A 25621-nucleotide genomic window follows, 5' to 3' on the forward strand; every position below is an offset into this window, starting at 1 on the left:
TTATTTGCCCTCGCTTTCAAATTTTGCAATTTGTTCTGCCATTGCTTGGCTTGGCACTTCAAGTGTATTTTTAATGAAGCTAGAAATTTTTTGTTTTTCAACATTATTGGCTTTCTTAATGTCGGCATCAATACCTGCATCAAGTTCAGCAATATAAGCTTCCTCTTTCTCTGTATCCCAAAGTCCTTTTTCAGTCAGGAAATTACGCATACGAACGAGAGGTTCTTTTTTCCACCAAGCTTCAATGTCTTCTTTAGTACGATAGCGAAGTGGGTCATCACCAGCTGTTGAGTGTGGTTCTAAACGGTTTGTAATTGCTTCAATAACAACTGGACCATTTCCAGCTACTGCCCAAGCACGAGCTTCTTTGGAAGCAAGATACATAGCAATCGCGTCCATTCCATCAACTACGATCGAAGGAGCACCTGCGGCCCAACCTTTAGCAGCTAAATGAGGAGCAGCACTTTGGAGACTACGAGGCGTCGAAATTGCATAGCCATTATTTTGGATAAAGGCAACAAGTGGGGCTTTATAAGCTCCAGCAAAGTTAATTCCTTCATAAGTATCACCTTGTGAAGAACCACCATCACCTGTGTAAACGAAAGCTACAGCATCTTTTTTACGTTTTTTGAGTCCGAGTGCGACACCAGCGGCTTCAACGTATTGAGCACCAATGATAATTTGTGGGAACCATGAGTTTACAGGTTTACCATCATCGGTAGTGTACTCATTACCAAGTTGATGTCCACGAGACCAAAGAAGACCTTTCCAAATTGGCCAACCTTTTGCGTAAATTTGTGGCAAGTCACGGTAACCTGGGAAGAGCCAGTCTTCGTCAGTGAAAGCGAATGATGAGGCCATTTGAGAAGCTTCTTGACCAGCGTGAGGTCCAAAGAATCCCATACGTCCTTGTTTAGCTAATTTCATTGAACGAATGTCAACTTGACGTGCAAAAAGCATACTTTTAAAGAGTTCAACGAGTTTTTCATCAGAAAGTCCTGCACGTTTAAGACCCTCTTCGTCAACAATTTTCCCTTCTTCGTTAAGAATTTGAAGCATTGGAAATGTAGTGTCTTGCAGTTCTAGCTGCGCTTTGAAATCTAAGATTTGTTCTGAATTTGACATAATAGATTCCCTTTCTATTTTATGTGTCTATAATTAGAAATTTATCATTTTTTGGAGAAATTTCCTAAGGTTATGCTTGTGAAATAACTTAGTCTGTTCGGTAGTCAGCTTTGAACATTTCAGAAAGTTCAGTATTTTGAATTGTTCCAAAATATTGTCCTTCTTTATTTGTTTCAAGGACTTCAAGAATTGCTGAAGGTTCAAATTCTAGACCAATAAATTGCTCTTTGATATCTCGCCAATCTCGAACGCCTAAGAAATCTCCTTGGAAATTAATTTCAGTGATTTTACCATTTTCGACATTGACTTGAATATCAATGGCTCCGCCGGTAAATTTAGCGTGATTTTGGAAGGAGAATTTTGGTGATTCGCCATAATTCCAATCCCAAGTCGCAAATTGCTCATCTCGTATTTTTTTGATTGAGCTAAGTTGGTCATCAGTTAAAACTAATTCACCATCTTTTCCTTCGTCTGTGAGATAGTATTTTAATGCGCCAATAAAACTATCTAAGGTTAAGTCCTCAGGGGCAAAATCTTTGATATTTCCCACACGAGCGCGAACTGATTTAGCCGCTTTACTGACAAATTTTTCATCAGAAACATTGAGAGAACGAATCATTGCTTCAACATCAGTGTCCCAAAGGAGGGTTCCGTGATGCATCAAATAACCTCCAGCATAGCGTTGGGCATTTCCCGAAATCTTTTTACCCTCAACTTCAAGGTCATTGCGTCCAGTGATTTCAGCTTTGATTCCAACAGCATGGAGTGCTTCATACATCGGTTGAACAAATTTTTTAAAGTTGACAGAGCCAGAATTTTCGACAGGAACAAAAAATGTGAAACAGATGTTTCCTTCATCATGATAAACTGCACCACCGCCAGATACTCGACGAACAACTTGAACATCATGACTGTCAATGTAGTCTTGATTCACTTCAGCAAAAGTGTTTTGGTTGCGCCCCACAATAACTGCACGTTTATTTTGCCATAAAGCAAAAACAGGCTCAGTTGGTTTTAGGTGATAAAGCAGCCAGCTGTCCATCGCGATATTTGTGTAAGCGTCTTGACCTAGATAGTTAATATATTGCATGTTTATGCATCCCTTCCAAATCCTTGTGCTTATTTTGTCAAATAAGTTTGACAAAATAACACGCACGATTTAATTATACCCTTTGTGAAACAAAATGTAAAGAGAAATGCTTTACGCTTACAATTACTGTACTATGTGATTTTCACCTCAAAATATTGTGAAATAGATATCATTTGTGACAGATGAAAAAAAGACCAGTCTATTTTGACTGGTCTTGGATTTCTCGACGAATTTCGAGGGCACGTTCCGGAAAATCGGTGATGATTCCAGCGACATGTTGTTGAAAAGCTTGTCGCATTTCTGTTTCTTGATTAACTGTCCAGAGACGAAGAGGTCTTTTTGAACTTTTGAGAAGAAGTGGGTGCTTGAAGGCGTAGGTTCTTCGGGGATGAATTCCGGAAATAAAATCTGTTGAGCTGCCTTTATAATGACTTTTTAGGGTCAAAAGATTTTTCGTCAGATAATTAACCTCAGCCTTTGAATCAAAAGTGTGTATTTTTTTTAATGAATCGAAATTAAACGAACTATAAATATAGCTAAAGGGCCATTTAGTTTCTGTCATTAAGTCTGAGAGCTTTTTTTCAATTCCGGGATAGTCAAATTTATCAGTTTTAATTTCGATATTTAAATAACCAGTAAATGATAGGTCTGTCAGTAATTTTAAAACCTCTGACAAAGTTGGAATTTTTTCGTCAGTAAATTTTGAATTGAACCAAGAACCAGCATCAAATTTCTTTAAATCTATAGCATTCATATTTTTGACAAGACCTTTACCATTTGTTGTCCGGTCAATTTTCTCATCGTGAATAACAATTAATTCATTATCGAGTGATAAGTGGACATCAAGCTCAATTCCGTCAGCGTGGACACGAACAGCTTCATGAAAAGCGGCCAATGTATTTTCTGGACAGTTGGATTTAGAACCACGATGAGCAAAAACCAATGTTTTAGAAGTGAGGCTTGGCTTGAATTTCAAATTGTTTTTGATTTTATTTCTGTCAAGAAAATTATGAAGTTTAAAAACTATTTTTGTGAAGCCAGACATGAGTCACTTCCTTTCGATTTGAGCATAATTTTTACTGACAAGGCCATAAAAAAGTGCTGGTAGGGTCTGTCAGTAAAAATTAAAGAAGAGTTTCCTTGTATTCTTCTTCGATTTGGCTGACAAAAAGGTGCATTATTTTATCACGCTTTTCGCCTAGTCTTTTTCCTTCGGTTGTATTTAATAAATCTTTTAACAAAAATAATTTTTCATAAAAATGATTGAGTGTGGAGTTATTTTTTTGACTATGATAGTCTTCTTTAGAATTGTAATCTAAAGGTGGCAGATTTGGGTCATAAAAGACTCGATTTTTTGCCCAACCATATTCAAGTGTCCTTACAATTCCCCAAGCTCCCATTGCATCAAGGCGGTCAGCATCTTGCACAATTTGTCCATTCAAAGAGAGTGTTTTTCTCTCGATTAAATTACTTGAAAAACTCATGTTGTCAATAATCATAAAAAGTTCATCAATGAGCTTTTTATCAATTTTAAGCTCATTTAAAAATTGCGCAACTTTTGCTTTTTGTTTAGGAACATCCTCTGTTAATTTTTCATCATAAGTATCATGTAAATAACAAGTTGCTAGAACAAGTTCTTGATTTGCTGACGGCTCTGTCAGTAAAATTTTTTGAGCAAGAGCAACAACCCGTTCAATATGGTCAAAGCCATGTCCATCATTATTTTTATCATGAATTTCTTGAGCAAATCTTTTAATTTTCTTTAAATCAATCAAGTTAAATCTCCAAAATAAATGACTTGAGTTTACACCAGTGTCAACTAAAACCGAATAGTGTAAACTGGCAAATCCTCAAGATTAGTAAGGCTAAGGAAGTAAAATTTGAAAATGAATTATTTGAAATAGTTGATTCCCATAGCAGACTTAACTTCATCAAGAGTTTGACTGGCTACAGCTTGGGCCTTAAGTGAGCCTGCTTTAAGCATATCGTAAACGTAGTCCATATTTTGTGCAAACTCAATACGACGTTCACGGATTGGTGAAAGTTCGCGGTCAAGAACATCAAGAAGGAAACGTTTTGTTTTCACATCACCAAGACCACCCGCTTGATATTGGGCTTTCATTTCAGCAATTTGCTCTGCATCTTCAGCTTTACCAAAAACGTCAAGATAATGGAAAACCATGTTTCCTTCAATTTTACCAGGATCTTCAACTTTGATATGGTCAGGGTCAGTATACATTGACATCACTTTTTTCTTGAGTGTATCCATGTCATCAGCAAGGAAAATTCCGTTTCCAAGAGATTTAGACATTTTGGCATTTCCGTCAAGTCCAGGTAAACGACCAGCAGCTTCATTTTCAGGGTAAATTCCTTCTGGTTCAACTAAAACATCTGTGTGATAAGCATTATTAAATGAGCGAACAATTTCTCGTGTTTGTTCAATCATTGGTTTTTGATCATTTCCGACTGGAACATGAGTGGCTTTAAAAGCAGTAATATCAGCAGCTTGAGAAACTGGATACACTAAAAAGCCAGCAGGGATTGATTCACCAAAAGCTTTTTGTGCAATCTCTGTTTTTACAGTAGGATTGCGTTCAAGGCGGGCAAGTGAAACTAAATTCATATAATACATTGAAAGTTCAGCCAGTTCAGGAATTTGACTTTGAATGAAAATGGTTGATTTTTCAGGGTCAAGTCCTGCTGCTAAGTAGTCAAGGGCAACATCACCGACAGATTGACGAATGAGTTCAGGTTCTTTTGCATGGTCAGTTAAAGCTTGTTGGTCAGCTAAAAAGACAAACATATTGTATTTATCTTCATTTTGCATTTTGACACGATTTTGCAAAGAGCCTACATAGTGGCCGATGTGAAGTTTTCCTGTTGGACGGTCTCCAGTTAAAATAGTTGGTTTTGTCATTTTGTTCTCCTTATGTGTGTTTGGATTAGATTGATTATTGAAGAGTGTAAACTGATTTACACTAAATAAATAATAAAAAAAGCACCCATAGAACTATAAAAAGTCCTACGGGCGCTTTGAGCGCGGTGCCACCGTAAATTTAAAATCAAATGATTTTCTTAGAACTTGTCAAAAAACAAGTTGCTCTGTAACGGAAGCGACCGTGATTCTTTATTTTTTTAAATCAAATTTATTAGTTAATCACAAGCCCATTCACTTTGCTGAAAACGTTGGTTTGCACAACCACCAACTTCCTAAAGATTTCAAAATCAAAGTTACTTTCTTGTTGTTTTAAATTTTACACTTTTTGTAATGAACTGTCAAACTTTAAAAAGTAGAAAATCAATTTGCTTGAATTCATAATTGCAAAAAGATATACTCAAATTACAAGAGAGAATTACAAATACAACTTAAGTATTCAATTCATAAAGCAATTGCACAGTTCTATTAAGGAGGAAAAAAATGAAAAATATCTCTACTGCATCAGCACATTGGGAGGACACTTTAGAAAACGGTTTTGGCACAATTTCTGCTGAAAGTTCTCAAATTTTTACAGAAACTCCCTATAATTTCAAAGCACGTTCAGAAAGTCAAGCTCATATTACCACACCAGAAGAACTTTTGGGAGCTGCTCATGCAGCCTGTTTTAGTATGGCATTCTCAATGGTTTTAGGACAAAAAGGCTTAGTAGCAACTTCTATTGACACAACGGCAGATGTTACTTTTGAAGCAACAGCAGATGGTCCAGCGATTACAAAAATTAAATTGACTAATCGTTCAGTGGTACCAGAACTTTCTGAAGCTGATTTTCAAGAAATTGCCAAAGTAGTAAAGGAAAGCTGTCCAGTATCTAAGGCTCTGTCAGGAGTCGATATTGAACTTGAAGCGACTTTAGGCTAGTCTATTTTATAGAATAAAATAAAAACTAAGTTATTGATGAATAGCTTAGTTTTTTTGCATAAACTGGTGAAATAATGACGAAAAATGAGGCCTTTCTGATATAATTTAACTAACAATAAATTTAATAAAGTCTTAACTTAATTAAAATAAGTGGGGTCTCAATGAAAGAAAATAAATTATTATCACCGGCAGCCATTTTTCTGTTGGGTGTGAATTCCATTATTGGTTCAGGAATTTTCTTACTTTCTGGCAAAATTTATGAAGATGCAGGAATTTGGAGTTTGCTGGCTATTTTATGTGCTGGTTTATCGATTTTTGTGATTGCTTTTGCTTATGCCAACATGAGTAAGATTTATTCAAAAAATGGTGGAGCTTTTGTTTATGCCAAAGAAACTTTTGGGCGTTTTCCAGGCTTTATTGTGGGAATGGTGACATGGTTGCTAGGTACAGTGACACTAGCTACAGAGGTTTCGGCTTTACTGACAGCAATGAAAATGATTCTTCCAAATCTTAATAGTCGGTTAATTGGTATCATTATTATTTTAGCCTTAGGAATTATCTCCTATTTTGGGAGTTCAATTATTGCTGGTTTAGACAATCTGACTTCTTTTGTGAAAATTGTCTTAGTTCTTGTTTTTATTTTTACTTGTCTATGGTTGGTACGTGGTCTTAATTTTTCAAGTCCAAATTTACTGACAGCTTCGTCAGCAAATTTAGGTGGCTTTAAAGGATTTCTGTCAGCTTACGGTACTGTATTCTTTTTCTTCACCGGCTTTTCATTTCTACCGGTGAATGCTGAAAAAATGAAAAATCCAGCAAAAAATTTACCAAAAATGATGTCCCTTGTCATGTTAACCTGTTTGGCTGTTTATCTGATTATTCAAACCATTACCATTGGGGCATTGGGGCCAGAACTGACTAAAACACTTGTACCTGCGGCAACAGCTTTTAGTAAAATCGTGGGTAGCATTGGAATTCCGCTCTTTGTTGTCGGAATATGTTTTTCAATTTTTGGTGTTATTGTTGCGACCACTTTTAATACACCAACAATTTTAGCCAGTTTGGCTCAGGCTCATGAAGATGTGCCTATGTTTGTTTCTAAAAATAATCGCTTTGGAACCCCCACTTGGGCAATTATTTTGACGACAGTTTGTGGAATAGCTCTCTTTTTGAGTGGAAATTATGTTTTTCTGAGTGGCCTGACTGTCTTTATGAGTTTTGTTCAATATTTATCAACTGGACTTGCTAACATTAAGAAAAAATTCCTTTTGATTGGAATTGGTTCGGTTCTCTTTTCATTGGTTTTACTGACAAGCTTTACTTTATCCGTCCTAATTTTAGGTTTAGGAATCTTGATACTACTTGTTATGATTTATTTTGTCGTTAAATTAGATGATGATGAACGTGAAAAATGGCTCAAAGAACACCAAGAAAAGTCAAAAGGAGCAGATGTCAATACTGTTAAACGTTTGTAAGTAATTTTTAGATATTTTATTTTACTGAAGAAAGCTGTCAGTAAAATAAGGAGAAAAATATGAAAAAAAGAATATGCATTTTGGTTGTTGAGCAGTATTTTTTTAATAATTGGTCTAATTTTGCAATTCATCCCCAGTCATTCAATACAAAATGCTAGTTTTACTGCTTTAATAATTGGACTAGTTTTAGTTTTTTTCATTAAGGACAAAAATGAATCGAGAAAACCATTACCCGAAAAGTTTTATCAGAAAAAAGTTTTTTGGGCTTGGATTTTTATTTCACTCTTTGTAATTTTGTTTATTTATTCTATTTTTTTGAAAAAAGAGTCTCCTTATAATTTTATGATGATAATTTTAGTTGTTGATATGATTATCTTTAACTATTTCGGTACCAAGTATAAATGGTAGATAAAAAAATACTGACAGCTCAATTCTGTCAGTAAAAAAACTCGGTTTCCCGAGTTTTTTTATTTGTCCATTTTTTCAAAATGTTCGACTAATTTACCAGAAACATCTGATTCCAACATTTTATGAATTTGTTTCAAGGCAGAGGCAATCGCCAATTCACTTGAATTTCCGTGAGCTTTAACAACAGGTGCTTTAAGACCAACAAAAGCAGCTCCACCAGCTCCATCTGTACTCATCAAATCTTTAAGTCCAGACAAAGGTTTTTTAATTAGAGCCCCACCGATTTTAGTGGTGACACTACCAGCCATGATGGCTGATTTTATTTCTTTCATGAGAACAGTCGCTGTTCCTTCAATCGCTTTTAAAATGGCGTTTCCCGTGAAACCATCGGTTACTACAACATCAGCCCCACCTGAAAGTAAATCACGAGATTCAATATTTCCGATGAAGTTGATTTCAGACATAGCTGACAAAATTTCATGCGCTTCTTTGACAGTTGGCGAACCTTTAGATTCTTCGGCACCATTAGAAATCAAAGCAACACGTGGTTTATTGATCCCGCGAACATTTTCAGCGTAATAAGAACCAAGAATGGCAAAATCAACGAGATGATGGGCCGTATTTTCAGTATTTGCTCCCAAATCAAGCATATCAAAACCGCGACCATCAGCTGTCGGTAAGGTTGACATCAAGGCTGGACGTGACACTTGCTTAATTCTTTTAACCAAAAGTAAGCCGGCGGTTAAAAGTGCACCAGTTGAGCCGGCAGACAAGACTGCATCAGCTTCCCCTTTTTTCACAGCAGTCACAGCTCGGACAAGTGAGCTGTCTTTTTTTGTTTTAATGGCAGCAACGGGATCATCATGAAAATCAATGACTTCAGTTGTTTCAACAATTTCAATATTTGTTTCATCGTCTAAAAATTGACGAATTTTTGCCCCATCTCCGTAGAGTTGGAAGGTAACATTAGAAAGTTCTTTCTTTGCCAAGTTTACACCTTTGACAATATTTTCGGGAGCAAAATCTCCTCCCATTGCATCAATTGCAATTTTCATATTTTTATTTTCTCCAAATCAAATAATCTCTCATTAAAATTATAACAAAAAAAGTGACCAGATAGTCACTTTTTTTCACAATAGGAAATCTATTGAATAAAATTATTCTTTATTTAAAATATTTTCAATCTCAACCAGTACAGCATCTTCGTCATTAGAAAGAATGACTTTATCAGCTAGTTCAAGAATTTCAGGCGCTGCGTTACTGACAGCAAAAGAAGAACCAGCGTATTCAAACATTTCCAAATCATTCATTTGGTCACCAAAAACAGCTAAATTTTCAGGGAGCCAGTTAAAATGTGCTAACAAATGTGCCAAACCAGAAGCTTTAGAAATACCATTTGGCACGATGTCAATACTAGTAAAACCAGTTGTTGTTGCCCTTACGAAAGAGAGTCTGTCTGTAATCCATTGTTCACAGTCACGCACGTGGTCTTCGGGGAAGTTGGTTGTAACCTTGAGCAATTTATCATCAATTTCATCTAAGCGATGGTAAAGTTGACAGTTAGGGTAATAAAGTTTTGCATGAGCAAGGTATTCTTTAGAAATACCTTCAGGATAATAAGCCCCTTTAAGACCAGAAATTAAATAATCATTTTTGGGACTAAACGGCATTTCTTGCAAGTCATCAATTAATTCTTGCGTTTGAGCAACAGTCAAATCTTTTGCAAAGAGAATTTCTCCTTTATAAGCAACAACTCCACCATTCTCAGCAACAAAAGCCATTTGATCTTTATATTCTGAAAAAACTTCAATCAAACCTAGCAAAGAACGTCCAGAAGAAGCAGCAAAAAGAAGATTTTTATCTTGAATTTTTTTAATTACTTCAGCGAGTTTTTTGTGATTATAAGAATGGTCATTGCGCAGAAAAGTTCCGTCCATATCTGTCGCAAAAAGTTTTAAATTTTGATTCATGACTTCTCCCTCAATCCACTGTTAGCGCTAACAGTAGATGAAAATGAATTCTGTCAGTAAATTTTACTGACAGAACTGTCAGCAAAGCTGTCAGTTCTTTTATCCGCAACTAAAACGTCTCCCGTGAGTCGCCTTTTACTGACAGAACTGTAAACTTGGTTTACACAACAGTGTAAACGAACTAAATAATAATAAATTTAATCGGCCCAGAGTGCTTTTACTTTTTCTTGGACTTCCGCATTATCTAAGAAATCATCATAAGTTTCACCAATACGGTCAATGACACCAGATTTACCAAGAACAACAATGTGATTGGCAATGGTATTAATGAATTCATGGTCATGTGAAGCAAAGAGGATTGAGCCTTTAAATGATTTCAAACCATCATTAAGTGCAGAAATAGATTCCAAATCCAAGTGATTAGTTGGGTCATCAAGCACAAGCACATTAGCTCGTTGAAGCATCATTTTAGAAAGCATGACACGAACTTTTTCTCCCCCTGAGAGGACATTGACAGCTTTTAAAGATTCTTCACCTTTGAAAAGCATACGCCCAAGGAAACCGCGAAGATAAGTATTATCATCTTCTTCTTTTGTCAATACAAATTGACGCAACCAGTCAAGAATAGAGTCACTTGTATCAAAATCTTTGGTATTATCTTTTGGAAGATATGAACGAGAAGATGTAACTCCCCATTTAATATCGCCAGTTACGGTCCAATTATCTTCTACATCATCCATTAAAGCACGAAGTAACGTTGTTTGTTGAATATCGTTTTGACCAATAAATACAGTCTTATCACCAGGATTTAAGATGAATGAAATATTTTCGATAATCATTTCTCCTTCAATCGCAACTGAAAGATTTTCTACACGAAGTAAATCATTACCGATTTCGCGTTCTTGTTCAAAACCAACAAATGGATATTTACGTGATGAAGGAACGAATTCCTCAACTTCAATTTTATCAAGCATTTTCTTACGTGATGTCGCTTGTTTTGATTTAGACGCATTAGCAGAGAAACGAGCGATAAACTCTTTCAACTCGGCAATTTTTTCTTCAGCTTTACGGTTTTGGTCACCTTGCAAGCGAAGAGCAAGTTCAGAAGACTCTTTCCAGAAATCATAGTTCCCTGGGTAAAGTTTGATTTTACCATAGTCAAGGTCTGCCATGTAAGTACAAACATTGTTCAAGAAGTGACGGTCATGGGAAACAACGATAACGGTATTTTCAAAATTAATCAAAAATTCTTCAAGCCAAGCTATTGCTTGAATATCAAGTCCATTGGTTGGTTCGTCAAGAAGAAGCACATCAGGTTTACCAAAAAGTGCTTTAGCAAGAAGGACTTTAACGTGTTCGCCAGAAGTTAAATTGGCCATCAAATCTGTATGTTGTTCAGCTTTAATGCCAAGGTTTTGCAAAAGACGAGCAGCGTCAGCTTCGGCTTCATAACCACCCATTTCGCCAAATTCTGCCTCAAGTTCGGCAGCTTTCATGAAGTCATCATCTGTCGCATCAGGATTCATGTAAATGGCATTTTTTTCTTGATTAATGGCGAAAAGTTTTTCATTCCCCATCATCACGACATCAAGTGGTGTTTGGTCTTCGTAATCGTAATGATTTTGACGAAGAACAGACATGCGTTCGTTTGGTCCCATTGAGATGTGACCTGTTGTTGGTTGGATTTCACCGTCCAAGATTTTCAAGAAAGTTGATTTACCAGCACCATTGGCACCGATTAAACCGTAACAGTTTCCCGGTGTAAACTTGATGTTTACTTCGTCAAAAAGCTTGCGGTCAGAGAATTGTAATGAAATATCAGATACTGTAAGCATGTATTTTCCTTTTTTATTGATGAGAATAATTCTCAAATATTTTTCGATAAAGTAGTTTGACTACTTTTGTGCTCAAAAATAAGCATTCTGCCCTTATTTTATCATAAATCTTGGACTTTATAAAGCCCACTTTTTTATAAATCTTGACAAGTTTTTCATTCATTTTCTTACAAAAAGATGAAGTTTAGTTTCAATTTAGCGTAATTTTAGCATTACTTAAGTCAGGGTGACTATAATATACTTATTCCAATAAAATTTTTCATAAAGTTTACTCCTAAACAAAAAAATGAGCGGCTGGTTACCGCCCATTTTTTTATTTATCGCTATTTTTAATGAATAAAATAATTGAAATAGCTAAAGCCACAAAACCAATTCCATTAAATTCGATAAATGTTATGAAAACATTTGAAGAATATCCCAACTGATTAAAGATAAGCGTGGCGGGAATTCCTATTCCCCAAATTAATAAGGTTAGGGCTAAAAAAATTAAGGCTCCTATAAAATAATTTTTATTCATGTTTTATCTTTCTCCTAACTTTCTTTGGCATCTACAGAAATATTTACAACATAAATAAACAGTAGAATTGAAAATAGACTACCTAATAGACTTGTTAAAAAAAATCCCAATCCTAACGTTCGCCAAAGTCCCACAAATGTTTCTGGGGATAATGCAGTTTTTAATGAAACACCGACAAATATTCTTCCTAAAATAACTTCTAAAAACAAGTCATAAATGTAGAGTATCATAAAACTAAAAGAGAGAAATGTATTTATTTTCCACTTTTGTAGGCATGACACACCTATCCCAATAAGCAATAAAAATAAAACTACGCTAGTTACTGGTTTTTGAACGCAAAGATAGTAAAAATAATTCTCACGACTCTTTGCTATATCAAAATTAGCACTTAATTTTAATTGATTGATTGTTGCAGGTAGAAACATTGCAGCAATCCATAAAATGAAAATAAGATAAATTTCCCAAAGTTTGGCTAACTTTCTTTTTTTGTTACCAGTCATCATGAGTAATTCCTCCCCAAGCAAATGCTTGAATTTTTACATCCCAAGCACTCTTTGTCCCACGTTTTAAATGAGCTAAATAATTTGCAGACCCACCCGTTCCACCTGCATATGGTATAGTCTTTAAGCTCAAGTTATAGCTAAAACTTCTGGAAGAACCAGGATAAAATTTTTGACTATATACGCTTCCTCCTCTATCCTGTTCTCCAGCATTTACCCAAGTTTTGTGGGAAGAATCTACTAGTATTTGTGAATCTCCAGAATATCCTCCTGATACATTATTTAAGGTTGCTGTTGCTTGTGAACCTTTTTGAACAATAGTCCATTTTAACTTTAAAGAAACTTTTATACCGAGAGTAACATCATATACAGGTTTTGGGGTAGTTACTTGGGGAATTGTGCCAGCAAAAACCTCAGTTTCCCAAAGCTTATTCATCCCAATAGAATTTAAACTAACTTTTCTTGAATTCTTAATTTTAGCTTGACTTAAATCTGCAGAAATAGTGGTTACTCCAGAAGTGCTATTTCTATTTTCAGAAATAATCTGGCTATCGACTATGATAGGAGCCGTCAAATCAGTTCCATCTACTGCGTTATCGATTGAAACCCCATCATTGACCTGATATTTCACTTGATTATCTTTACTAGTGATAACTTTATCTGCATCACTTGGAATGACTAGGTTAACATCTCCACTAGACGTGACATTAATGGCGGGAGATACTTCATCTGCTCTTACAGCAACGGTCAACAATAAAAGTGTGGACACTGTGGCAAGTATGAGTGTATATTGTTTCGTCTTCATAACGTTTTCTCCGATTTCTAGCTAAAGATTTAGCAAAGTCCAATGAAATTGGGAGAAAATTTCACTAGACAGAGAGAGGGGGTAACTTGAGATCGTAAAGTTCTCGCTTTTGTTTTTTCATACTTTTATTATAATCCAAAAGTCAAGTCTAACAACAAAAAAGCCGTAGTGTTATCACTACGGAAATATTACAGGTTTTTATTCAAAAAATGCTTGTTTCGCCTACCATAGAAATCTTTTAATTTCTCTTGACCCAATAAGTCAAAAATAGCGAGCCCATTTCTAATCTCTGCTAAACCTTCATTTTCATCAACAAAGGAATAGTTATAAAATCCAATAGCCATTTTGTGCAAGACTTCAAGATAAAGGTCAATTCCTGCTCGGTTTGGTTTTTCTATCATCTTCAAAATCTGTTGACTCAGCTTTTTTTCACCACGTGAAGATAGAATGACTAAAGCTCGATAAAAAATTTGGAAAATTCGTCGACGATATTTATAAATCCCAAAATAATTTTGATTCTTTTGTTCAAAATTACTCATTAACGACTGGATTGTGAGAGGATCCAAATTATCTAATACAAAATAAGCGATAGAAAGCTCGAAATAGCCCCATGAAGTTACTTCTGTTAAAAGTTTAACGACAAAATTTATCTCCGACAATGTAAGTTTCTCAAATCGTGATTTCACAGATAAAGCTAAATAAGAAAAGCTTGATTCTTTGGCCTCTTTATAGAGTGACTTTAATTTTTTTTCGTCTTGAGCAAAATCTGCCTCCTCAACTTCAAATAGAAACTCTTCTTGAAAGTCAGGAACGAAATGATTAATTACAAGTTCATATTCTGCTAAACTGACATTCATTTCTTGCAACATTACATCAACTTTTTCAAATCCCATCATGCTTAATCCACGTTCAAAACGACTCAATCCAATTTTGTCGATACCCACTCTTTGAAAATAGGATAAAGGCAATCCTTTTTGTTTGCGGATTAACCTAAAGTTTTTTCCATAACCTGTATATGGCATTGTTTCTCCTTGGAAAGTAAAACATTTAATATGATTATACAGCTTTTTGTAACTTTTGTCATTTAACGTAACTTGTTAAGTTTTGATTCAAGGCTAGAAGTTATAATGATAAAATTTTTTGTATGTTTCGAAAACTAGTAGGATTTCAACTTTCATTTTAGCCTAGTTTTAGTAAAAATTAAGTCAGGGTGACTATAATATACTTATTCCAATAAAATTTTTCATAAAGTTTACTCCTAAACAAAAGAATGAGCGGCTGGTTACCGCTCATTTTTTTATATTTTTTCTAATGCTTGCTCTAAATCAGCAATCAAGTCAGTTACATCTTCAATACCAACCGATAATCGAATGGTTCCTTTGGAAATCCCTGCACTAGCAAGTTCTTCGGCATTCAGCTGCTGGTGAGTGGTCGAAGCAGGATGAATGGCCAATGATTTGGTATCTCCAACGTTGGCTAGAAGTGAGAAAATTTCAAGATGATCAATCAAATCACGTGCTTTTTTCTCATCTTTGTCTTTGAGTTCAAAGGTAAAGATAGATCCAGCATCTTTTGGATAATATTTCTGATAGAGCGCATGATAGGAATTACTTTCAAGCAGAGGATGGTTAACAAGTTCCACCTTAGGATGCTTGTCTAAAAATTCTACAATCTTTTTAGTATTGGAGATGTGACGTTCTACCCGGAGTGAGAGTGTTTCTAGCCCCTGTAAGAAAAGCCAAGAATGAAAAGGCGATAAAGCCGCACCCGTATCACGTAATAAAATAGCTCTAATCCGAGTCACAAAAGCAATTTCACCCAATTCGGCAAATTTAATCCCATTGTAGCTTTCATCAGCTTGTGTAAAATCAGGAAATTTACCATTTGCCCAATCAAAGTTTCCGCCATCAACGATGACTCCACCAATAGAAGTACCGTGACCGCCAATGAATTTCGTTGCTGAATGAACAATTACATTAGCACCATGTTCAAATGGTTTAAAGGTCACAGGGGTAGTAAACGTTGCATCAACAATAACGGGAATTCCATGTTTTTTAGCAATTTGACCAATGGCATCATAATCAATCACATTATTTCCCGGATTGCCCAAAGTTTCATAATAAATAGCTTTGGTTTTTTCATCAATCGCCTCTTCAAAATTCTTCGGGTCATCTGGATTGACAAATTTAGTTGTAATTCCATATTTTGGTAAAGTCCCAGAAAAAAGGTGGTAGGTTCCACCATAAAGGGTACTTGCGGAAACAATATTATCACCGACTGTAGCGATATTCAAGATGGCATAAGTAATAGCTGCTGAACCAGAACCAACACCAAGGGCTGCACTTCCACCTTCAAGAGCTGCGATGCGTGCTTCAAAAACATCATTGGTTGGATTTCCTAAACGTGAATAAATAGCTCCAGGATCTTGTAAAGCAAAACGAGCTTCGGCATGGTCTGAATTGTTAAAAACGAAAGAAGTTGTTTGATAGAGTGGAACGGCGCGTGAACCCGTGACAGGATCAGGGACTTGTCCTGCATGGACTTGCAAAGTGTCGAATTTATAATTGTGATTAGTCATAGTTTTTTCTCCTATTTTTGAAAATTTTAGTTAGTATAAAAAATAGTCGTTAATCACATTCGTTGATTATTCGTCAGCAATTCTTGAACCATAGCTTTCTCCTTTAGCTATAAAACTTATTATAATTATAAGAAATTCAGAAAATTCTAGCGATATGATTTTTTAATGGAGCTGATAGAACTTTTAAAAGTAGAAATAAAAAAATACAACTCAAGGTTGTATTTTTATTGATTGTACTTTTCAAAGTAACGCATTGTAATAAGAAGAGCTTTACGAAAGATTTTTGGATGTTTACGAGCAACATTTACCATGAATTTATCACCGAAAGAGTGGAGGTAGCGAAGGCTCGGTTTAATCTCTGTCGCAGCTTTATAAAAAACTTCAGCTAAATCAGAAGCTTTAGCACTATTTTTCATAAAACGGTCAAGTCCTGAAGCAACAGAATTTACCAAAGGTTGGTAAGCAGAGTTTGAACTCATATTCTTTTTAGAATTTTCTAGGGCAATATTTCCCCAGCTTGACTGAGTTCCACCAGGTTGAACACAAACTGAACGGATACCAAATTGGGCAACTTCGAGGTCCAAAACGTCAGACCATTGTTGAAGGGCGGCTTTTGTAGCGTGATAATAAGCACCAAGTGGCATATAGACATCTCCACCAATTGATGAAATATTAACAATTCGTCCATAATTTTGAGCTCTCATTGTTGGTAAGACAAGTTGAGTTAATTCAACCGCACCAAAGAAGTTGGTTTCAAACTGATTGCGAATTTTAACCATTGGGATTTCTTCGGCTGGTCCGTATTCGCCATAACCTGCATTATTGATGAGGACGTCAATATGACCTGCCTCATCTAAAATTTTTTTCACAAAGGCTTGGTTTGATTCAGAGCTAGTAACATCCAGTTTTAGTGCTTTGATGTTGTTCTCGTATTGTGGAATTTTTTCAACGCGGCGTGCCCCAGCGTATACTTTCCAACCCCGTTTGGCAAAAAGTTCTGCTGCCTCAAATCCCATTCCATTTGAAGCACCTGTGATTGCAACAATTTTTTGTGTCATCTCTTTAGAGTCCTTTCAATTTGTCTGTATCTTGTTTTCATGATTTTAAAAGTAATTATACCACTTTAGTAAATCAAAGGCTAAAAAAACTTCCGCGGAGTAAACGGAAGTTTTAGGAGTATTTATGAAAAAAGTTTATTTAGGAGTATGAAACTATTGTACGTTATAATGCTGAAATGAAACTTAAATGAAAAAGAAAATGTTTTTGTATTTTTAGAATCCCTTTTCTATAAATCAATTCTAACTATAAGGACCTGATGATTGAGTGATAATGCTAGTTTGAAGCATTCTTAGTAAGAAAGTGATTTTTTATAAATGGTTTATAGAATAAATTGTACAGCGTTTAATTGGACTTGCTCTCTGAAATAACGTAAAATTGTAGTGAGGAGGACGGTTACAATGAGTAAAAATTATAAAAAAATCCTAGTCGCAATTGATGGATCTGAGCAGGCAGAAGAAGCGTTAAAAGAAGCTATTGTCCTTGCTAAAAGAGACAACTCACAATTATTCGTTTTACATGCGACGGATAAAAACAGTATTTATGCAGCTGGTAACCCAGTTCCTGTGGTTCCTGCACCAGCTATTCCAGTAGTTCCAGCAGTTCCCGTACTTGAAGAAAGTGCAGATAATGAAGCTAAAGAAGTTTTAGACAAAGCCTTGGCGATTATCAATAATGAAGTGAAATTTGAAGAAATTCGAGTTGATGGTTCGGCAAAAAATGAAATTGTCGATTTCGCTAAAGAACATGAAGTTGATATGATTGTGATGGGCTCTTCAGGAAAAGGCGCTCTTGACCGAATGTTGCTTGGTTCTACAGCAGTTTACGTGGTTAAACATGCACCTTGTAGTGTAACAATCATCAAATAAATTAGATAGATTTTAAGAATCGGCAAGCATTTGCCGATTTTTTTGTATTTTAAAAATAAATTCCTTGACAATGAAATTCTTTTCGTTTACAATTGTAAACATAGAAATGAGAAAGTTGGATTGAACAATGAAAGTTACTTTTAAAACCCTTGATGGACGTACAATGACTAAAGAATTTGCTAGTGTAGATGAATTCGTAACTCTACAAAATCGTGAAATTCCGGCAATTGATGATTCAGCGAAAGTTCTTGAAGTTGTCATTTCTGGACAAATTGAAGAATTTAGTGGAAATGTTGCTGATTTGTATTTCAAACTTAGTAAATAAGAATCTGAAATCGTGGATGGAGGAGGAAAGATGACAGATTATGTTTTTAAGGCAGGTCGTAAAGATTTGGCACCTCTTTTGTTATTACATAGCACGGGTGGAGATGAGCATCAATTAGTAGAAATTGCTGAAATGATTGCCCCTTCACATCCTATTTTGTCAATTCGTGGACGTATTAATGAGCAAGGAGTCAATCGTTATTTTAAACTCCGAGGCTTAGGTGGTTTTACTAAAGAAAATTTTGATCTTGAATCTTTAGATGAAGAAACAGACTGGTTGACGGATGAGGTCAGTTTGTTGGCTGAAAAACATGACCTTGACGTTCATAAAATGATAGCTATCGGTTATTCAAATGGTGCAAATGTAGCTTTGAATATGTTTCTTAGAGGAAAAATAAATTTTGATAAAATTATTGCCTTTCACGGGATGCAATTGGAAGACTTTGAACAGACCGTTCAAGTTGATGACAAGCATGTATTTCTAAGCTATGCGCCAAATGATATGATTGTTCCTCAGAAAAACTTTGGTGATTTAAAAGGTGATTTGGAAGATTCAGGCTGTCAGCTTGAAATATATGAAAGTTCACTTGGTCATCAATTGACGCAAGAGGAAGTTTTAGCCGCTAAAAAATGGCTTACAGAAACAAAATAATTTTGTATTGAAAAAATTTCAGTACAAAGTAACTAAATAGGAGAAAACAAATGGCTGAATTAACAAAAATTGAAACAAAAATACCTGAAAATCTTACTCTTGGTGGTGTTCACCACGTAACAGCAATCACCTCAAGTGCTCAAAAAATCTATGATTTTTTCACAAATATCTTGGGTCTGCGTTTAGCAAAATTAACAGTCAATCAAGATGACTATGAAACTTATCACCTCTTTTTCACAGAAGAAGATGGGCATGGAGCTGATATGACTTTCTTTGATTTCAAAGATATTCCTAAAGGAAATCATGGAGTTAATAATATTGAACGTGCTTCATTTCGTGTACCGACAGATGCGTCCTTAGATTATTGGACTCGTCGTTTCGACAATGCCCATGTTAAACATGGCGAAATTTCTAGTAAATTTGGTCAAAAAACCTTAGAGTTTGAAGATTTTGATGGTCAATTGTATCAATTGATTTCTGACCAAAATAATAGTGGGGATGATTCAAAAGGACGTTCTTGGCAACTTTCTAATGTTCCGCAAGAACATGGAATTACTGGACTTGGCCCTGTTTTTGTAAAAGTTGAAAATGCCGAAAATCTTCGGACCATTTTGGAAACAGTTTTTGGCTTCCGTTACGCTGGGCAAGAAGCTGATTTACATCTTTTTGAAGTGGCGAATGGTGGAAATGGAGCAGCTTTGATTCTTCAAGAAGCTGGTGAAAAAGAAGCTTACGCTTATCAAGGTTATGGTACGATTCATCATTTAGCTCTGGGAACAGCAAATCCTGAAACTTTAAACTATTGGATTGAACGCATTAAGGCTTTCCGTTTGCCACATTCTGGTTTGGTTGACCGTTTCTACTTCTCAAGTGAATATGTCAGAGTAGCGCCAGGAGTTCTCTTTGAAATTGCGACTTACACACCAGGAATTGGGGCATTGGACATGGCAAAATCAGGTCTAGGAGCTGTTGATTCTTATGAAGAAGCTTTAATTACTTCTGGTTTCTGGATTGACCAAACTAAGGAAGAATCAGGTTTATCTTTGAGCTTGCCTCCTCATTTATTCCCAGGAGATGAAGCTACAAAAGCGAGAACAGCCGCAAGTTTACGTCCATTGGACACTTCAGATGCTCATCGTGACCGCACAAAAGATGAACTATGGACTGTTGAAAAAGTATTGGAACACAAAGCTGGAACTCCGGCTGAAACAGTGCAATAAAGGAGAACTGATGAAATCATATCAAGCAAATGAGCTCGACGAAAAAACAGTCTATAAACTTCTGTCAGGCAGTATTGTTCCGCGCCCAATTGCTTGGGTGACCAGTCAAAATCTCGAAGGTCTAGTTAATGTGGCCCCCTTTAGTTTTTTCAATGTTGCTTCGTCAAATCCACCACTTTTATCCATTTCGTTTACGGGAAATAAAGATAGTTTGAATAATTTATTGACGACGAAAGAAGCAGTGGTTCACCTTGTGAATGAGGATAATGTGGAGCTAATGAATCAAACGGCAGCACCATTAGCGGACCATATTAGTGAAGCGGAAGAATTTTCACTTGAACTTGTCCCTTCTCAGAAAGTTCAGGTTCCAAGTTTAAAGGAGTCAAATGTTCGTTTAGAAACTAAATTGTATCATCATTTACCTTTAGGAGAGAGCGGGCATTTAGTTCTTCTTGAAGTTGTCAATTTCTCTTTTGCAGAGGAACTATTGGATGAGGAAAACTTTCATGTCAATCTAAATAAACTTAAACCAGTTGGGCGTTTAGCGGGTGATGATTACAGTACCTTAGGAAATCGCTTCAGCCTTTTACGACCTAGATAAATAAAAAAACTTACTGAGGATTGGTCAGTAAGTTTTTGTTTGCTTTAAAAATAAAAAAATAACCCGAAGGTCATTTTTATTATTTAACTTCTTTAAAGATTACGTGTTTACGCAATTTTTTAGAGTATTTTTTAAGTTCCAATTTGTCTGGAGTGTTGCGTTTGTTCTTTTGAGTAAGGTACAGACGTTCACCAGATTCTTTGTGTTCAAGTGTAATATTTACGCGCATGATAGTCCCTTTCTATAACTTTTGTCGAATTATTTAGTGTCGCGAACTTTGCGGCCTTTGTAGTAGCCTTTAAGTGAAACGCGATGTGAGTGACGGTAGTCACCAGTAGTTTCGTCAAAAGTAACAGTTGGAGCTGTCAATTTGTAATGTGTACGACGACGGTTTTTCTTTGCTGATGAAGTGTGACGTGCAGGTACTGCCATTGTTTTTTTCCTCCGTAGAATTTTATCTCGTTCTTGCAGAGTGCAAAAACGTACTTTATTAGTATAGCATAAATTTTCAGAAATGCAAGTTTTGTAAAGTAAAATTACTTGACAAATTTTTGCAAACCTTTCTGTCAGTAAAATTTGAGTAAGTAAAAGTACTGACAAATATCTTTGACAACTAAAATGATAGGGCCTTTAGCGCAAATTTGATAAAATAGTAGTAACTTAACGGATAACTTAAAAATTTAAGCTCAGCTTCGAAAGAATCAAAGCGGCGTAAGGAGAAGACAATCAGGTCGTAAAAGCTCCTCACAAAGCAGGGCAATGTTCTAGGACAATTGAATTTTTAAGGAGAAATGAATGAAGAACTGGAAAAAACTGATTCTTGTTTTTGTCATTGCAGGCGTGGCATTGATTGCTTACTTTGGCTTTAATCAGCCTTTTTTGGCACGCTTAATTGTTACAATTGCTGGGGGAGTCTTGGCTTTCTCAATGCTGATTGAAATGATTAAAACTTTACGGTCTGGCTCTTATGGTGTTGACTTATTGGCCATCACGGCCATTATTGCTACTTTACTAGTGGGCGAATATTGGGCCTCTTTGATTATTATTCTCATGCTTGTTGGAGGTGAGAGTTTAGAAGACTATGCAAATGGTCGAGCTCACCGAGCTTTAGCTGCTTTATTAGATAAGTCGCCTGATATTGCTCATGTGCAAAAAGGGGATAAGGTGGTCGACTTGCCGATAGACCATGTGGAAGTCGGGAGTCATTTATTGATTAGACCGATGGAAATTATTCCAATTGACGGGAAACTTATTTCTGAGGCAGTGGTACTTGATACAGCGTCATTGACGGGTGAAACCAAGCCGAATGAATTAGTAAAAGGTGATCCTGTACTTTCGGGAGCTATCAATGGGAATTCCAGTATCCTGATTGAAACCACGGTGATAGCGGCAGAATCACAGTTTCAAAAGATTGTAGAACTGGTTAAAGAAACGGAGAAAACTCCAGCTCAATTTGTACGTCTGGCTGATCGTTATGCTGTTCCTTTTACAATTATTGCCTATCTTATTGCAGCAGTTGCTTACTTTATTTCTGGTGACCCAGTACGAATTGCGGAAGTCCTAGTGGTTGCCAGTCCTTGTCCATTGATTTTGGCAGCCCCTATCGCGTTTGTTTCGGGAATGAGTCGCTCAAGTCAAAATGGAGCTTTAATCAAAAATGGAACAGTCATCGAAAAATTAGCAAAAGCTCGGGAAATATTTTTAGATAAAACAGGTACAATTACTGAGGGGACAATTAAGGTTGACAGTCTAAAACCAATAGAAAGGGTAGATGAAGTAGAACTTTTACAGTTGGTTTACACGGTTGAAAAATCAAGTGGTCATATTTTGGCAAAAGCTGTTGTTGAATATGCTGAAAACAAAAAGGTTCAACCATTAAAATTGACCTCTTTAACTGAAGTTGCTGGACTTGGTGTGATTGGAGAAATCGAAGGTCAAGAAATTAAAATTGGCCGAAGTTCGTTTGCTTTTGCACCTGAAAATCTCAACTATGAAACAGCATTTTATGTGAGTAAAGCAGGTAAATATATTGGGGCGGTCACTTTCTCTGATACTTTAAGGCCAGAAGCTAAAGAAACAATTGCTCAGATGAGAAAAATTGGTCTTGAAAAGATTACGATGTTGACGGGTGACAATCAACTTGTTGCTGATAAAATTGCGAGCACTGTTGGAATTGACAATGTTTATGCAGGTTTAATGCCAGATGAAAAATTAAAATTTATTAAAAATGCGACGAATAGACCAGTAATTATGGTTGGCGATGGAGTTAATGATGCTCCAGCTCTAGCCACAGCAGATGTTGGAATTTCGATTGGTGTAGGCTCAGGGACTGTTGCAAGTGAAGCGGCCGATATTGTTCTATTGCAAAATGACCTTAGGAAAGTGACGACATCTATTGAAATCAGTCGTGATACGTTAAAAATTGCTAAACAAGCGGTCATGATTGGGATTATCATTTGTATTATTTTGATGTTTATTGCAGCTCTCGGAGTGATTCCAGCTGTGATTGGAGCTTTGTTCCAAGAGATTATTGATGTTGTTTCAATTCTCTATGCGCTTCGAGCTTTAAGAGGATAAAGAAAAAATTTACTGACGGAATGCTTAAAAGTCCTCTGTCAGTAAATTTTTTTATTTTTTTAGTAATTTTATTAGATGTTCTAGTTCATCAAGATTATCAAAGTGAATGGATAAATTCCCTTGATATTTTTTATTTGCTTGAATCTTAACCCTATTTCCCAATTTTTTCATCAGTTCTTTTTCAGTTTCGTCAGTAAAAAGATTGATATTTAATTTACTGACAGATTTGTCAGTAACTTTTTCTTCACCATAAATAATAGCTTCAAGTGCTCTGACATTGAGCTGCTCTTTAATTATTTTATCAACGAGCTCTAATTGCTTTTTAGGATTTTTTTCAGCTAAAAGTGTTCTAGCGTGAGCAGGTGAAATCTCTCGATTTTCAACATGCTTCAAAATTGTATCAGGCAAACCAAGTAAACGAATAAGATTAGAGACATAAGACCTTGATTTTCCAAGGGCCTTAGCGATTTGATCGTGGGTCATTCCCAATTTGTCAGCAAGTTGTGCCAAGCTTTTGGACTCTTCTAGTGGATTGAGATTTTCTCTCTGCAAATTTTCTAAAATTGAGAGAGTCATCATCTCTTCATCAGAATAGCTTCTAATAATTGCTGGTATAGTTTCTAAACCAGCTAATTTTGAAGCTTGAAACCGACGTTCGCCTGCTAAAAGCTCATAGCCAACAAGTTTTGATTTACGAACGATTATGGGTTGTAAAACGCCATTTTCTTGGATAGAATTAGCCAATTCTTTTAATTTATACTCATCAAAAACAAGACGAGGCTGGTAAGGGTTTTTTACAATTGTTGACAACTTAAGTTGAGTGATTTGTTCTACCATATTTTTCACTTTCTGTCAGTAAATTTTATTGTGCTCTATTTACTGACAGATTTGTCAGCTCCTCTTTTTTTGTTCATCAATCCATTCTTTACGACTGTGGAGTGCTTTTTCATATCTTCCCATATCATCAGGACGGAAATAGTCAGCATTTTTAATTTTATCAGGTAAGTACTGTTGGTTTACCCAGTGATTAGGAAAATTATGAGCATATTGGTATTCTACAGACCTTCCTAAATCTTTTGCCCCAGCGTAATGGCCATCCTGTAAGTGTGCCGGTACAGCAAGATTTCCATATTTTCCTAAATCAGCAATGGCTTCATCCATCGCTAAATAAGCTGCGTTTGATTTAGGGGATAAAGCCAAGTCAATAATGATATTGGCAAGGGGAATCCGTGCCTCAGGAAAACCGAGTTTTTCGGCTGCTGATAATGCTGAAACCGTATGAAGTGCGGCATCAGGATTTGCTAAACCAATATCTTCATAAGCCATAACGGTTAAGCGCCGGGATAGACTCTGCAAATCTCCGCCCTCAATTAAACGAGCCGCATAGTGTAAACTTGCATTGACATCAGAACCACGAATTGACTTTTGTAAAGCAGAAAGCAAGTCATAATGAGCATCGCCATCTTTATCAAAAGTTGCAGCTTTTCTTTGTAAAGAATTTTCCATATCATCTAAAGTGACATGGTGTTCTTCTGAGGAAAGAACGGCTAATTCTAAGGCATTAAAAGTAGAACGTAAATCGCCATTAGTTGAATGAATTAAAAAGTAAAGTGCATCATCTTCAATGGTCACATCAAAATCAAATCCACGTTCTTTATCTTGTAAACTAAGGTTTACAGCAAATTCTAAATCCTCTGGTTCTAAAGGTTTTAATTCAAAAATCTGTACGCGAGAACGAATCGCTGGAACAACTGAAAAATAAGGGTTTTCGGTTGTTGCTCCAATTAAAATAATTTGTCCATTTTCTAAAAGTGGTAAAAGAAAATCTTGTTTTGGTTTGTCTAGGCGATGAATTTCATCAAGTAATAAAACAAGTTGGCCAGAAAATTCGGCTTCTGAGGCAATTTCTTGAAGTCTTTTTTTAGTATCTGTCGTTGCATTAAATGTCCGAAATGCGACATTCATTGTTCCAGCAATTGCTGAAGCAATTGAAGTTTTACCAATGCCAGGAGGTCCGTAGAGAATCATACTTGAAAGAAGGTGAGTTTCGACCATTCGGCGAATGATTTTTCCTTTACCAACTAAATGTTTTTGTCCAACAATTTCATCAATATTTCGGGGTCTCATTCGTCTTGCAAGATTTTGTGCCATATTATTCTCCAA

General features: G+C 35.9%; 26 protein-coding genes and 1 other annotated feature. Of the genes, 8 read left to right on the forward strand and 18 right to left on the reverse strand.

Features of this window, described 5'->3' with window-relative positions; genetic code table 11:
* The 5 genes from ACRYLU_RS00225 to trpS form a co-directional block, all read right to left on the reverse strand.
* Nucleotides 1-1125, reverse strand: a complete 1125-nt coding sequence (locus tag ACRYLU_RS00225; RefSeq protein ID WP_038598367.1) for a thiamine pyrophosphate-dependent dehydrogenase E1 component subunit alpha — start codon at nt 1123-1125, stop codon at nt 1-3.
* 88 nt (nt 1126-1213) lie between these two features.
* A complete protein-coding gene (locus tag ACRYLU_RS00230) occupies nt 1214-2215 on the reverse strand; it encodes a lipoate--protein ligase (protein ID WP_445081045.1) in 1002 nt (333 codons plus the stop codon).
* 199 nt (nt 2216-2414) lie between these two features.
* Complete coding sequence (locus ACRYLU_RS00235; protein WP_038598373.1) at nt 2415-3260, reverse strand: glycerophosphodiester phosphodiesterase; 846 nt, start codon at nt 3258-3260, stop codon at nt 2415-2417.
* A 79-nt stretch (nt 3261-3339) separates the two neighbouring features.
* Nucleotides 3340-3990, reverse strand: coding sequence for an HD domain-containing protein (locus ACRYLU_RS00240; RefSeq protein ID WP_038598376.1), 651 nt, complete (start codon nt 3988-3990; stop codon nt 3340-3342).
* Nucleotides 3991-4106: 116 nt separating this feature from the next.
* Nucleotides 4107-5132 (reverse strand): tryptophan--tRNA ligase, encoded by a 1026-nt coding sequence (gene trpS / locus ACRYLU_RS00245; protein WP_033900570.1) that lies wholly within the window; start codon nt 5130-5132, stop codon nt 4107-4109.
* A gap of 104 nt (nt 5133-5236) precedes the next feature.
* Nucleotides 5237-5471, reverse strand: a binding site (T-box leader).
* Between the two features lie 162 nt (nt 5472-5633).
* Here trpS and ACRYLU_RS00250 point away from each other — a divergent pair.
* Both ACRYLU_RS00250 and ACRYLU_RS00255 read left to right on the forward strand, forming a co-directional pair.
* Nucleotides 5634-6071: an OsmC family protein gene (locus tag ACRYLU_RS00250; protein ID WP_003132235.1), complete on the forward strand. Its 438-nt coding sequence runs from the start codon at nt 5634-5636 to the stop codon at nt 6069-6071.
* A gap of 161 nt (nt 6072-6232) precedes the next feature.
* Nucleotides 6233-7546, forward strand: coding sequence for an APC family permease (locus ACRYLU_RS00255; RefSeq protein WP_023163567.1), 1314 nt, complete (start codon nt 6233-6235; stop codon nt 7544-7546).
* A gap of 467 nt (nt 7547-8013) precedes the next feature.
* Here the strand turns inward: ACRYLU_RS00255 and plsX are convergent, their stop codons facing one another.
* The 9 genes from plsX to ACRYLU_RS00300 form a co-directional block, all read right to left on the reverse strand.
* Complete coding sequence (gene plsX, locus ACRYLU_RS00260; RefSeq protein ID WP_058205593.1) at nt 8014-9009, reverse strand: phosphate acyltransferase PlsX; 996 nt, start codon at nt 9007-9009, stop codon at nt 8014-8016.
* A gap of 102 nt (nt 9010-9111) precedes the next feature.
* Nucleotides 9112-9924 carry a Cof-type HAD-IIB family hydrolase gene (locus ACRYLU_RS00265; RefSeq protein WP_038598395.1) on the reverse strand — a complete coding sequence of 271 codons (813 nt, stop codon included), beginning with the start codon at nt 9922-9924 and terminating at the stop codon, nt 9112-9114.
* Nucleotides 9925-10121: 197 nt separating this feature from the next.
* A complete protein-coding gene (locus tag ACRYLU_RS00270; protein WP_014570333.1) occupies nt 10122-11759 on the reverse strand; it encodes an ABC-F family ATP-binding cassette domain-containing protein in 1638 nt (545 codons plus the stop codon).
* 313 nt (nt 11760-12072) lie between these two features.
* Nucleotides 12073-12276, reverse strand: a complete 204-nt coding sequence (locus ACRYLU_RS00275) for a hypothetical protein (protein WP_012896934.1) — start codon at nt 12274-12276, stop codon at nt 12073-12075.
* A gap of 14 nt (nt 12277-12290) precedes the next feature.
* The gene (locus ACRYLU_RS00280; protein ID WP_230315082.1) at nt 12291-12779 is read right to left on the reverse strand and encodes a hypothetical protein; all 489 of its coding nucleotides are present in this window, start codon (nt 12777-12779) and stop codon (nt 12291-12293) included.
* Nucleotides 12766-13581 (reverse strand): hypothetical protein, encoded by an 816-nt coding sequence (locus tag ACRYLU_RS00285; protein WP_038598402.1) that lies wholly within the window; start codon nt 13579-13581, stop codon nt 12766-12768. Before ACRYLU_RS00285 ends, ACRYLU_RS00280 begins: the two co-directional genes overlap by 14 nt.
* Before the next feature lie 188 nt (nt 13582-13769).
* On the reverse strand, nt 13770-14603 hold the full coding sequence (locus tag ACRYLU_RS00290) for an Rgg family transcriptional regulator (protein WP_445081046.1): 834 nt from the start codon (nt 14601-14603) through the stop codon (nt 13770-13772).
* A gap of 275 nt (nt 14604-14878) precedes the next feature.
* Nucleotides 14879-16159: an O-acetylhomoserine aminocarboxypropyltransferase/cysteine synthase family protein gene (locus ACRYLU_RS00295; RefSeq protein WP_104142670.1), complete on the reverse strand. Its 1281-nt coding sequence runs from the start codon at nt 16157-16159 to the stop codon at nt 14879-14881.
* Nucleotides 16160-16383: 224 nt separating this feature from the next.
* Nucleotides 16384-17217 carry an SDR family NAD(P)-dependent oxidoreductase gene (locus tag ACRYLU_RS00300; protein WP_256293617.1) on the reverse strand — a complete coding sequence of 278 codons (834 nt, stop codon included), beginning with the start codon at nt 17215-17217 and terminating at the stop codon, nt 16384-16386.
* A 399-nt stretch (nt 17218-17616) separates the two neighbouring features.
* Between ACRYLU_RS00300 and ACRYLU_RS00305 the strand changes: the two genes are divergently transcribed.
* The 5 genes from ACRYLU_RS00305 to ACRYLU_RS00325 all read left to right on the forward strand — a co-directional run bounded on the left by ACRYLU_RS00305 (nt 17617) and on the right by ACRYLU_RS00325 (nt 20881).
* The gene (locus tag ACRYLU_RS00305) at nt 17617-18084 is read left to right on the forward strand and encodes a universal stress protein (protein WP_038598414.1); all 468 of its coding nucleotides are present in this window, start codon (nt 17617-17619) and stop codon (nt 18082-18084) included.
* Between the two features lie 127 nt (nt 18085-18211).
* The gene (locus ACRYLU_RS00310) at nt 18212-18409 is read left to right on the forward strand and encodes a hypothetical protein (protein WP_058205588.1); all 198 of its coding nucleotides are present in this window, start codon (nt 18212-18214) and stop codon (nt 18407-18409) included.
* A 30-nt stretch (nt 18410-18439) separates the two neighbouring features.
* Nucleotides 18440-19060, forward strand: coding sequence for an alpha/beta hydrolase (locus tag ACRYLU_RS00315; protein WP_098393050.1), 621 nt, complete (start codon nt 18440-18442; stop codon nt 19058-19060).
* 50 nt (nt 19061-19110) lie between these two features.
* Nucleotides 19111-20280 carry a ring-cleaving dioxygenase gene (locus tag ACRYLU_RS00320; protein ID WP_015425630.1) on the forward strand — a complete coding sequence of 390 codons (1170 nt, stop codon included), beginning with the start codon at nt 19111-19113 and terminating at the stop codon, nt 20278-20280.
* Between the two features lie 10 nt (nt 20281-20290).
* The gene (locus ACRYLU_RS00325) at nt 20291-20881 is read left to right on the forward strand and encodes a flavin reductase family protein (protein ID WP_038598419.1); all 591 of its coding nucleotides are present in this window, start codon (nt 20291-20293) and stop codon (nt 20879-20881) included.
* A gap of 79 nt (nt 20882-20960) precedes the next feature.
* On the opposite strand, the gene rpmG is transcribed toward ACRYLU_RS00325, so the two are convergent.
* Nucleotides 20961-21110, reverse strand: a complete 150-nt coding sequence (rpmG, locus tag ACRYLU_RS00330; protein WP_003132258.1) for a 50S ribosomal protein L33 — start codon at nt 21108-21110, stop codon at nt 20961-20963.
* Nucleotides 21111-21139: 29 nt separating this feature from the next.
* Nucleotides 21140-21313 carry a 50S ribosomal protein L32 gene (gene rpmF, locus ACRYLU_RS00335; protein WP_010905107.1) on the reverse strand — a complete coding sequence of 58 codons (174 nt, stop codon included), beginning with the start codon at nt 21311-21313 and terminating at the stop codon, nt 21140-21142.
* 363 nt (nt 21314-21676) lie between these two features.
* On the opposite strand from rpmF, the gene ACRYLU_RS00340 reads away from it, so the two are divergent.
* Nucleotides 21677-23458, forward strand: coding sequence for a heavy metal translocating P-type ATPase (locus tag ACRYLU_RS00340; RefSeq protein ID WP_445081047.1), 1782 nt, complete (start codon nt 21677-21679; stop codon nt 23456-23458).
* A 51-nt stretch (nt 23459-23509) separates the two neighbouring features.
* Here ACRYLU_RS00340 and ACRYLU_RS00345 read toward each other — a convergent pair whose 3' ends face one another.
* The gene (locus ACRYLU_RS00345; protein ID WP_445081048.1) at nt 23510-24295 is read right to left on the reverse strand and encodes a ParB/RepB/Spo0J family partition protein; all 786 of its coding nucleotides are present in this window, start codon (nt 24293-24295) and stop codon (nt 23510-23512) included.
* 54 nt (nt 24296-24349) lie between these two features.
* On the reverse strand, nt 24350-25609 hold the full coding sequence (locus tag ACRYLU_RS00350; protein WP_038598427.1) for a replication-associated recombination protein A: 1260 nt from the start codon (nt 25607-25609) through the stop codon (nt 24350-24352).
* Nucleotides 25610-25621: the final 12 nt, after the last annotated feature.

This window comes from Lactococcus sp. KTH0-1S (assembly GCF_052544945.1).

Coding starts and splice junctions, on each gene's coding strand:
- ACRYLU_RS00340 (WP_445081047.1), top strand. CDS start 21,677: ATGAAGAACTGGAAAAAACTGATTCTTGTTTTTGTCATTGCAGGCGTG.
- ACRYLU_RS00225 (WP_038598367.1), bottom strand. CDS start 1,125: ATGTCAAATTCAGAACAAATCTTAGATTTCAAAGCGCAGCTAGAACTG.
- ACRYLU_RS00320 (WP_015425630.1), top strand. CDS start 19,111: ATGGCTGAATTAACAAAAATTGAAACAAAAATACCTGAAAATCTTACT.
- rpmG (WP_003132258.1), bottom strand. CDS start 21,110: ATGCGCGTAAATATTACACTTGAACACAAAGAATCTGGTGAACGTCTG.
- ACRYLU_RS00250 (WP_003132235.1), top strand. CDS start 5,634: ATGAAAAATATCTCTACTGCATCAGCACATTGGGAGGACACTTTAGAA.
- ACRYLU_RS00295 (WP_104142670.1), bottom strand. CDS start 16,159: ATGACTAATCACAATTATAAATTCGACACTTTGCAAGTCCATGCAGGA.
- ACRYLU_RS00310 (WP_058205588.1), top strand. CDS start 18,212: ATGAAAGTTACTTTTAAAACCCTTGATGGACGTACAATGACTAAAGAA.
- ACRYLU_RS00290 (WP_445081046.1), bottom strand. CDS start 14,603: ATGCCATATACAGGTTATGGAAAAAACTTTAGGTTAATCCGCAAACAA.
- ACRYLU_RS00265 (WP_038598395.1), bottom strand. CDS start 9,924: ATGAATCAAAATTTAAAACTTTTTGCGACAGATATGGACGGAACTTTT.
- ACRYLU_RS00255 (WP_023163567.1), top strand. CDS start 6,233: ATGAAAGAAAATAAATTATTATCACCGGCAGCCATTTTTCTGTTGGGT.
- ACRYLU_RS00270 (WP_014570333.1), bottom strand. CDS start 11,759: ATGCTTACAGTATCTGATATTTCATTACAATTCTCTGACCGCAAGCTT.
- ACRYLU_RS00235 (WP_038598373.1), bottom strand. CDS start 3,260: ATGTCTGGCTTCACAAAAATAGTTTTTAAACTTCATAATTTTCTTGAC.
- ACRYLU_RS00280 (WP_230315082.1), bottom strand. CDS start 12,779: ATGATGACTGGTAACAAAAAAAGAAAGTTAGCCAAACTTTGGGAAATT.
- ACRYLU_RS00300 (WP_256293617.1), bottom strand. CDS start 17,217: ATGACACAAAAAATTGTTGCAATCACAGGTGCTTCAAATGGAATGGGA.
- ACRYLU_RS00275 (WP_012896934.1), bottom strand. CDS start 12,276: ATGAATAAAAATTATTTTATAGGAGCCTTAATTTTTTTAGCCCTAACC.
- ACRYLU_RS00325 (WP_038598419.1), top strand. CDS start 20,291: ATGAAATCATATCAAGCAAATGAGCTCGACGAAAAAACAGTCTATAAA.
- ACRYLU_RS00315 (WP_098393050.1), top strand. CDS start 18,440: ATGACAGATTATGTTTTTAAGGCAGGTCGTAAAGATTTGGCACCTCTT.
- ACRYLU_RS00305 (WP_038598414.1), top strand. CDS start 17,617: ATGAGTAAAAATTATAAAAAAATCCTAGTCGCAATTGATGGATCTGAG.
- ACRYLU_RS00230 (WP_445081045.1), bottom strand. CDS start 2,215: ATGCAATATATTAACTATCTAGGTCAAGACGCTTACACAAATATCGCG.
- plsX (WP_058205593.1), bottom strand. CDS start 9,009: ATGAAAATTGCAATTGATGCAATGGGAGGAGATTTTGCTCCCGAAAAT.
- ACRYLU_RS00350 (WP_038598427.1), bottom strand. CDS start 25,609: ATGGCACAAAATCTTGCAAGACGAATGAGACCCCGAAATATTGATGAA.
- trpS (WP_033900570.1), bottom strand. CDS start 5,132: ATGACAAAACCAACTATTTTAACTGGAGACCGTCCAACAGGAAAACTT.
- rpmF (WP_010905107.1), bottom strand. CDS start 21,313: ATGGCAGTACCTGCACGTCACACTTCATCAGCAAAGAAAAACCGTCGT.
- ACRYLU_RS00285 (WP_038598402.1), bottom strand. CDS start 13,581: ATGAAGACGAAACAATATACACTCATACTTGCCACAGTGTCCACACTT.
- ACRYLU_RS00345 (WP_445081048.1), bottom strand. CDS start 24,295: ATGGTAGAACAAATCACTCAACTTAAGTTGTCAACAATTGTAAAAAAC.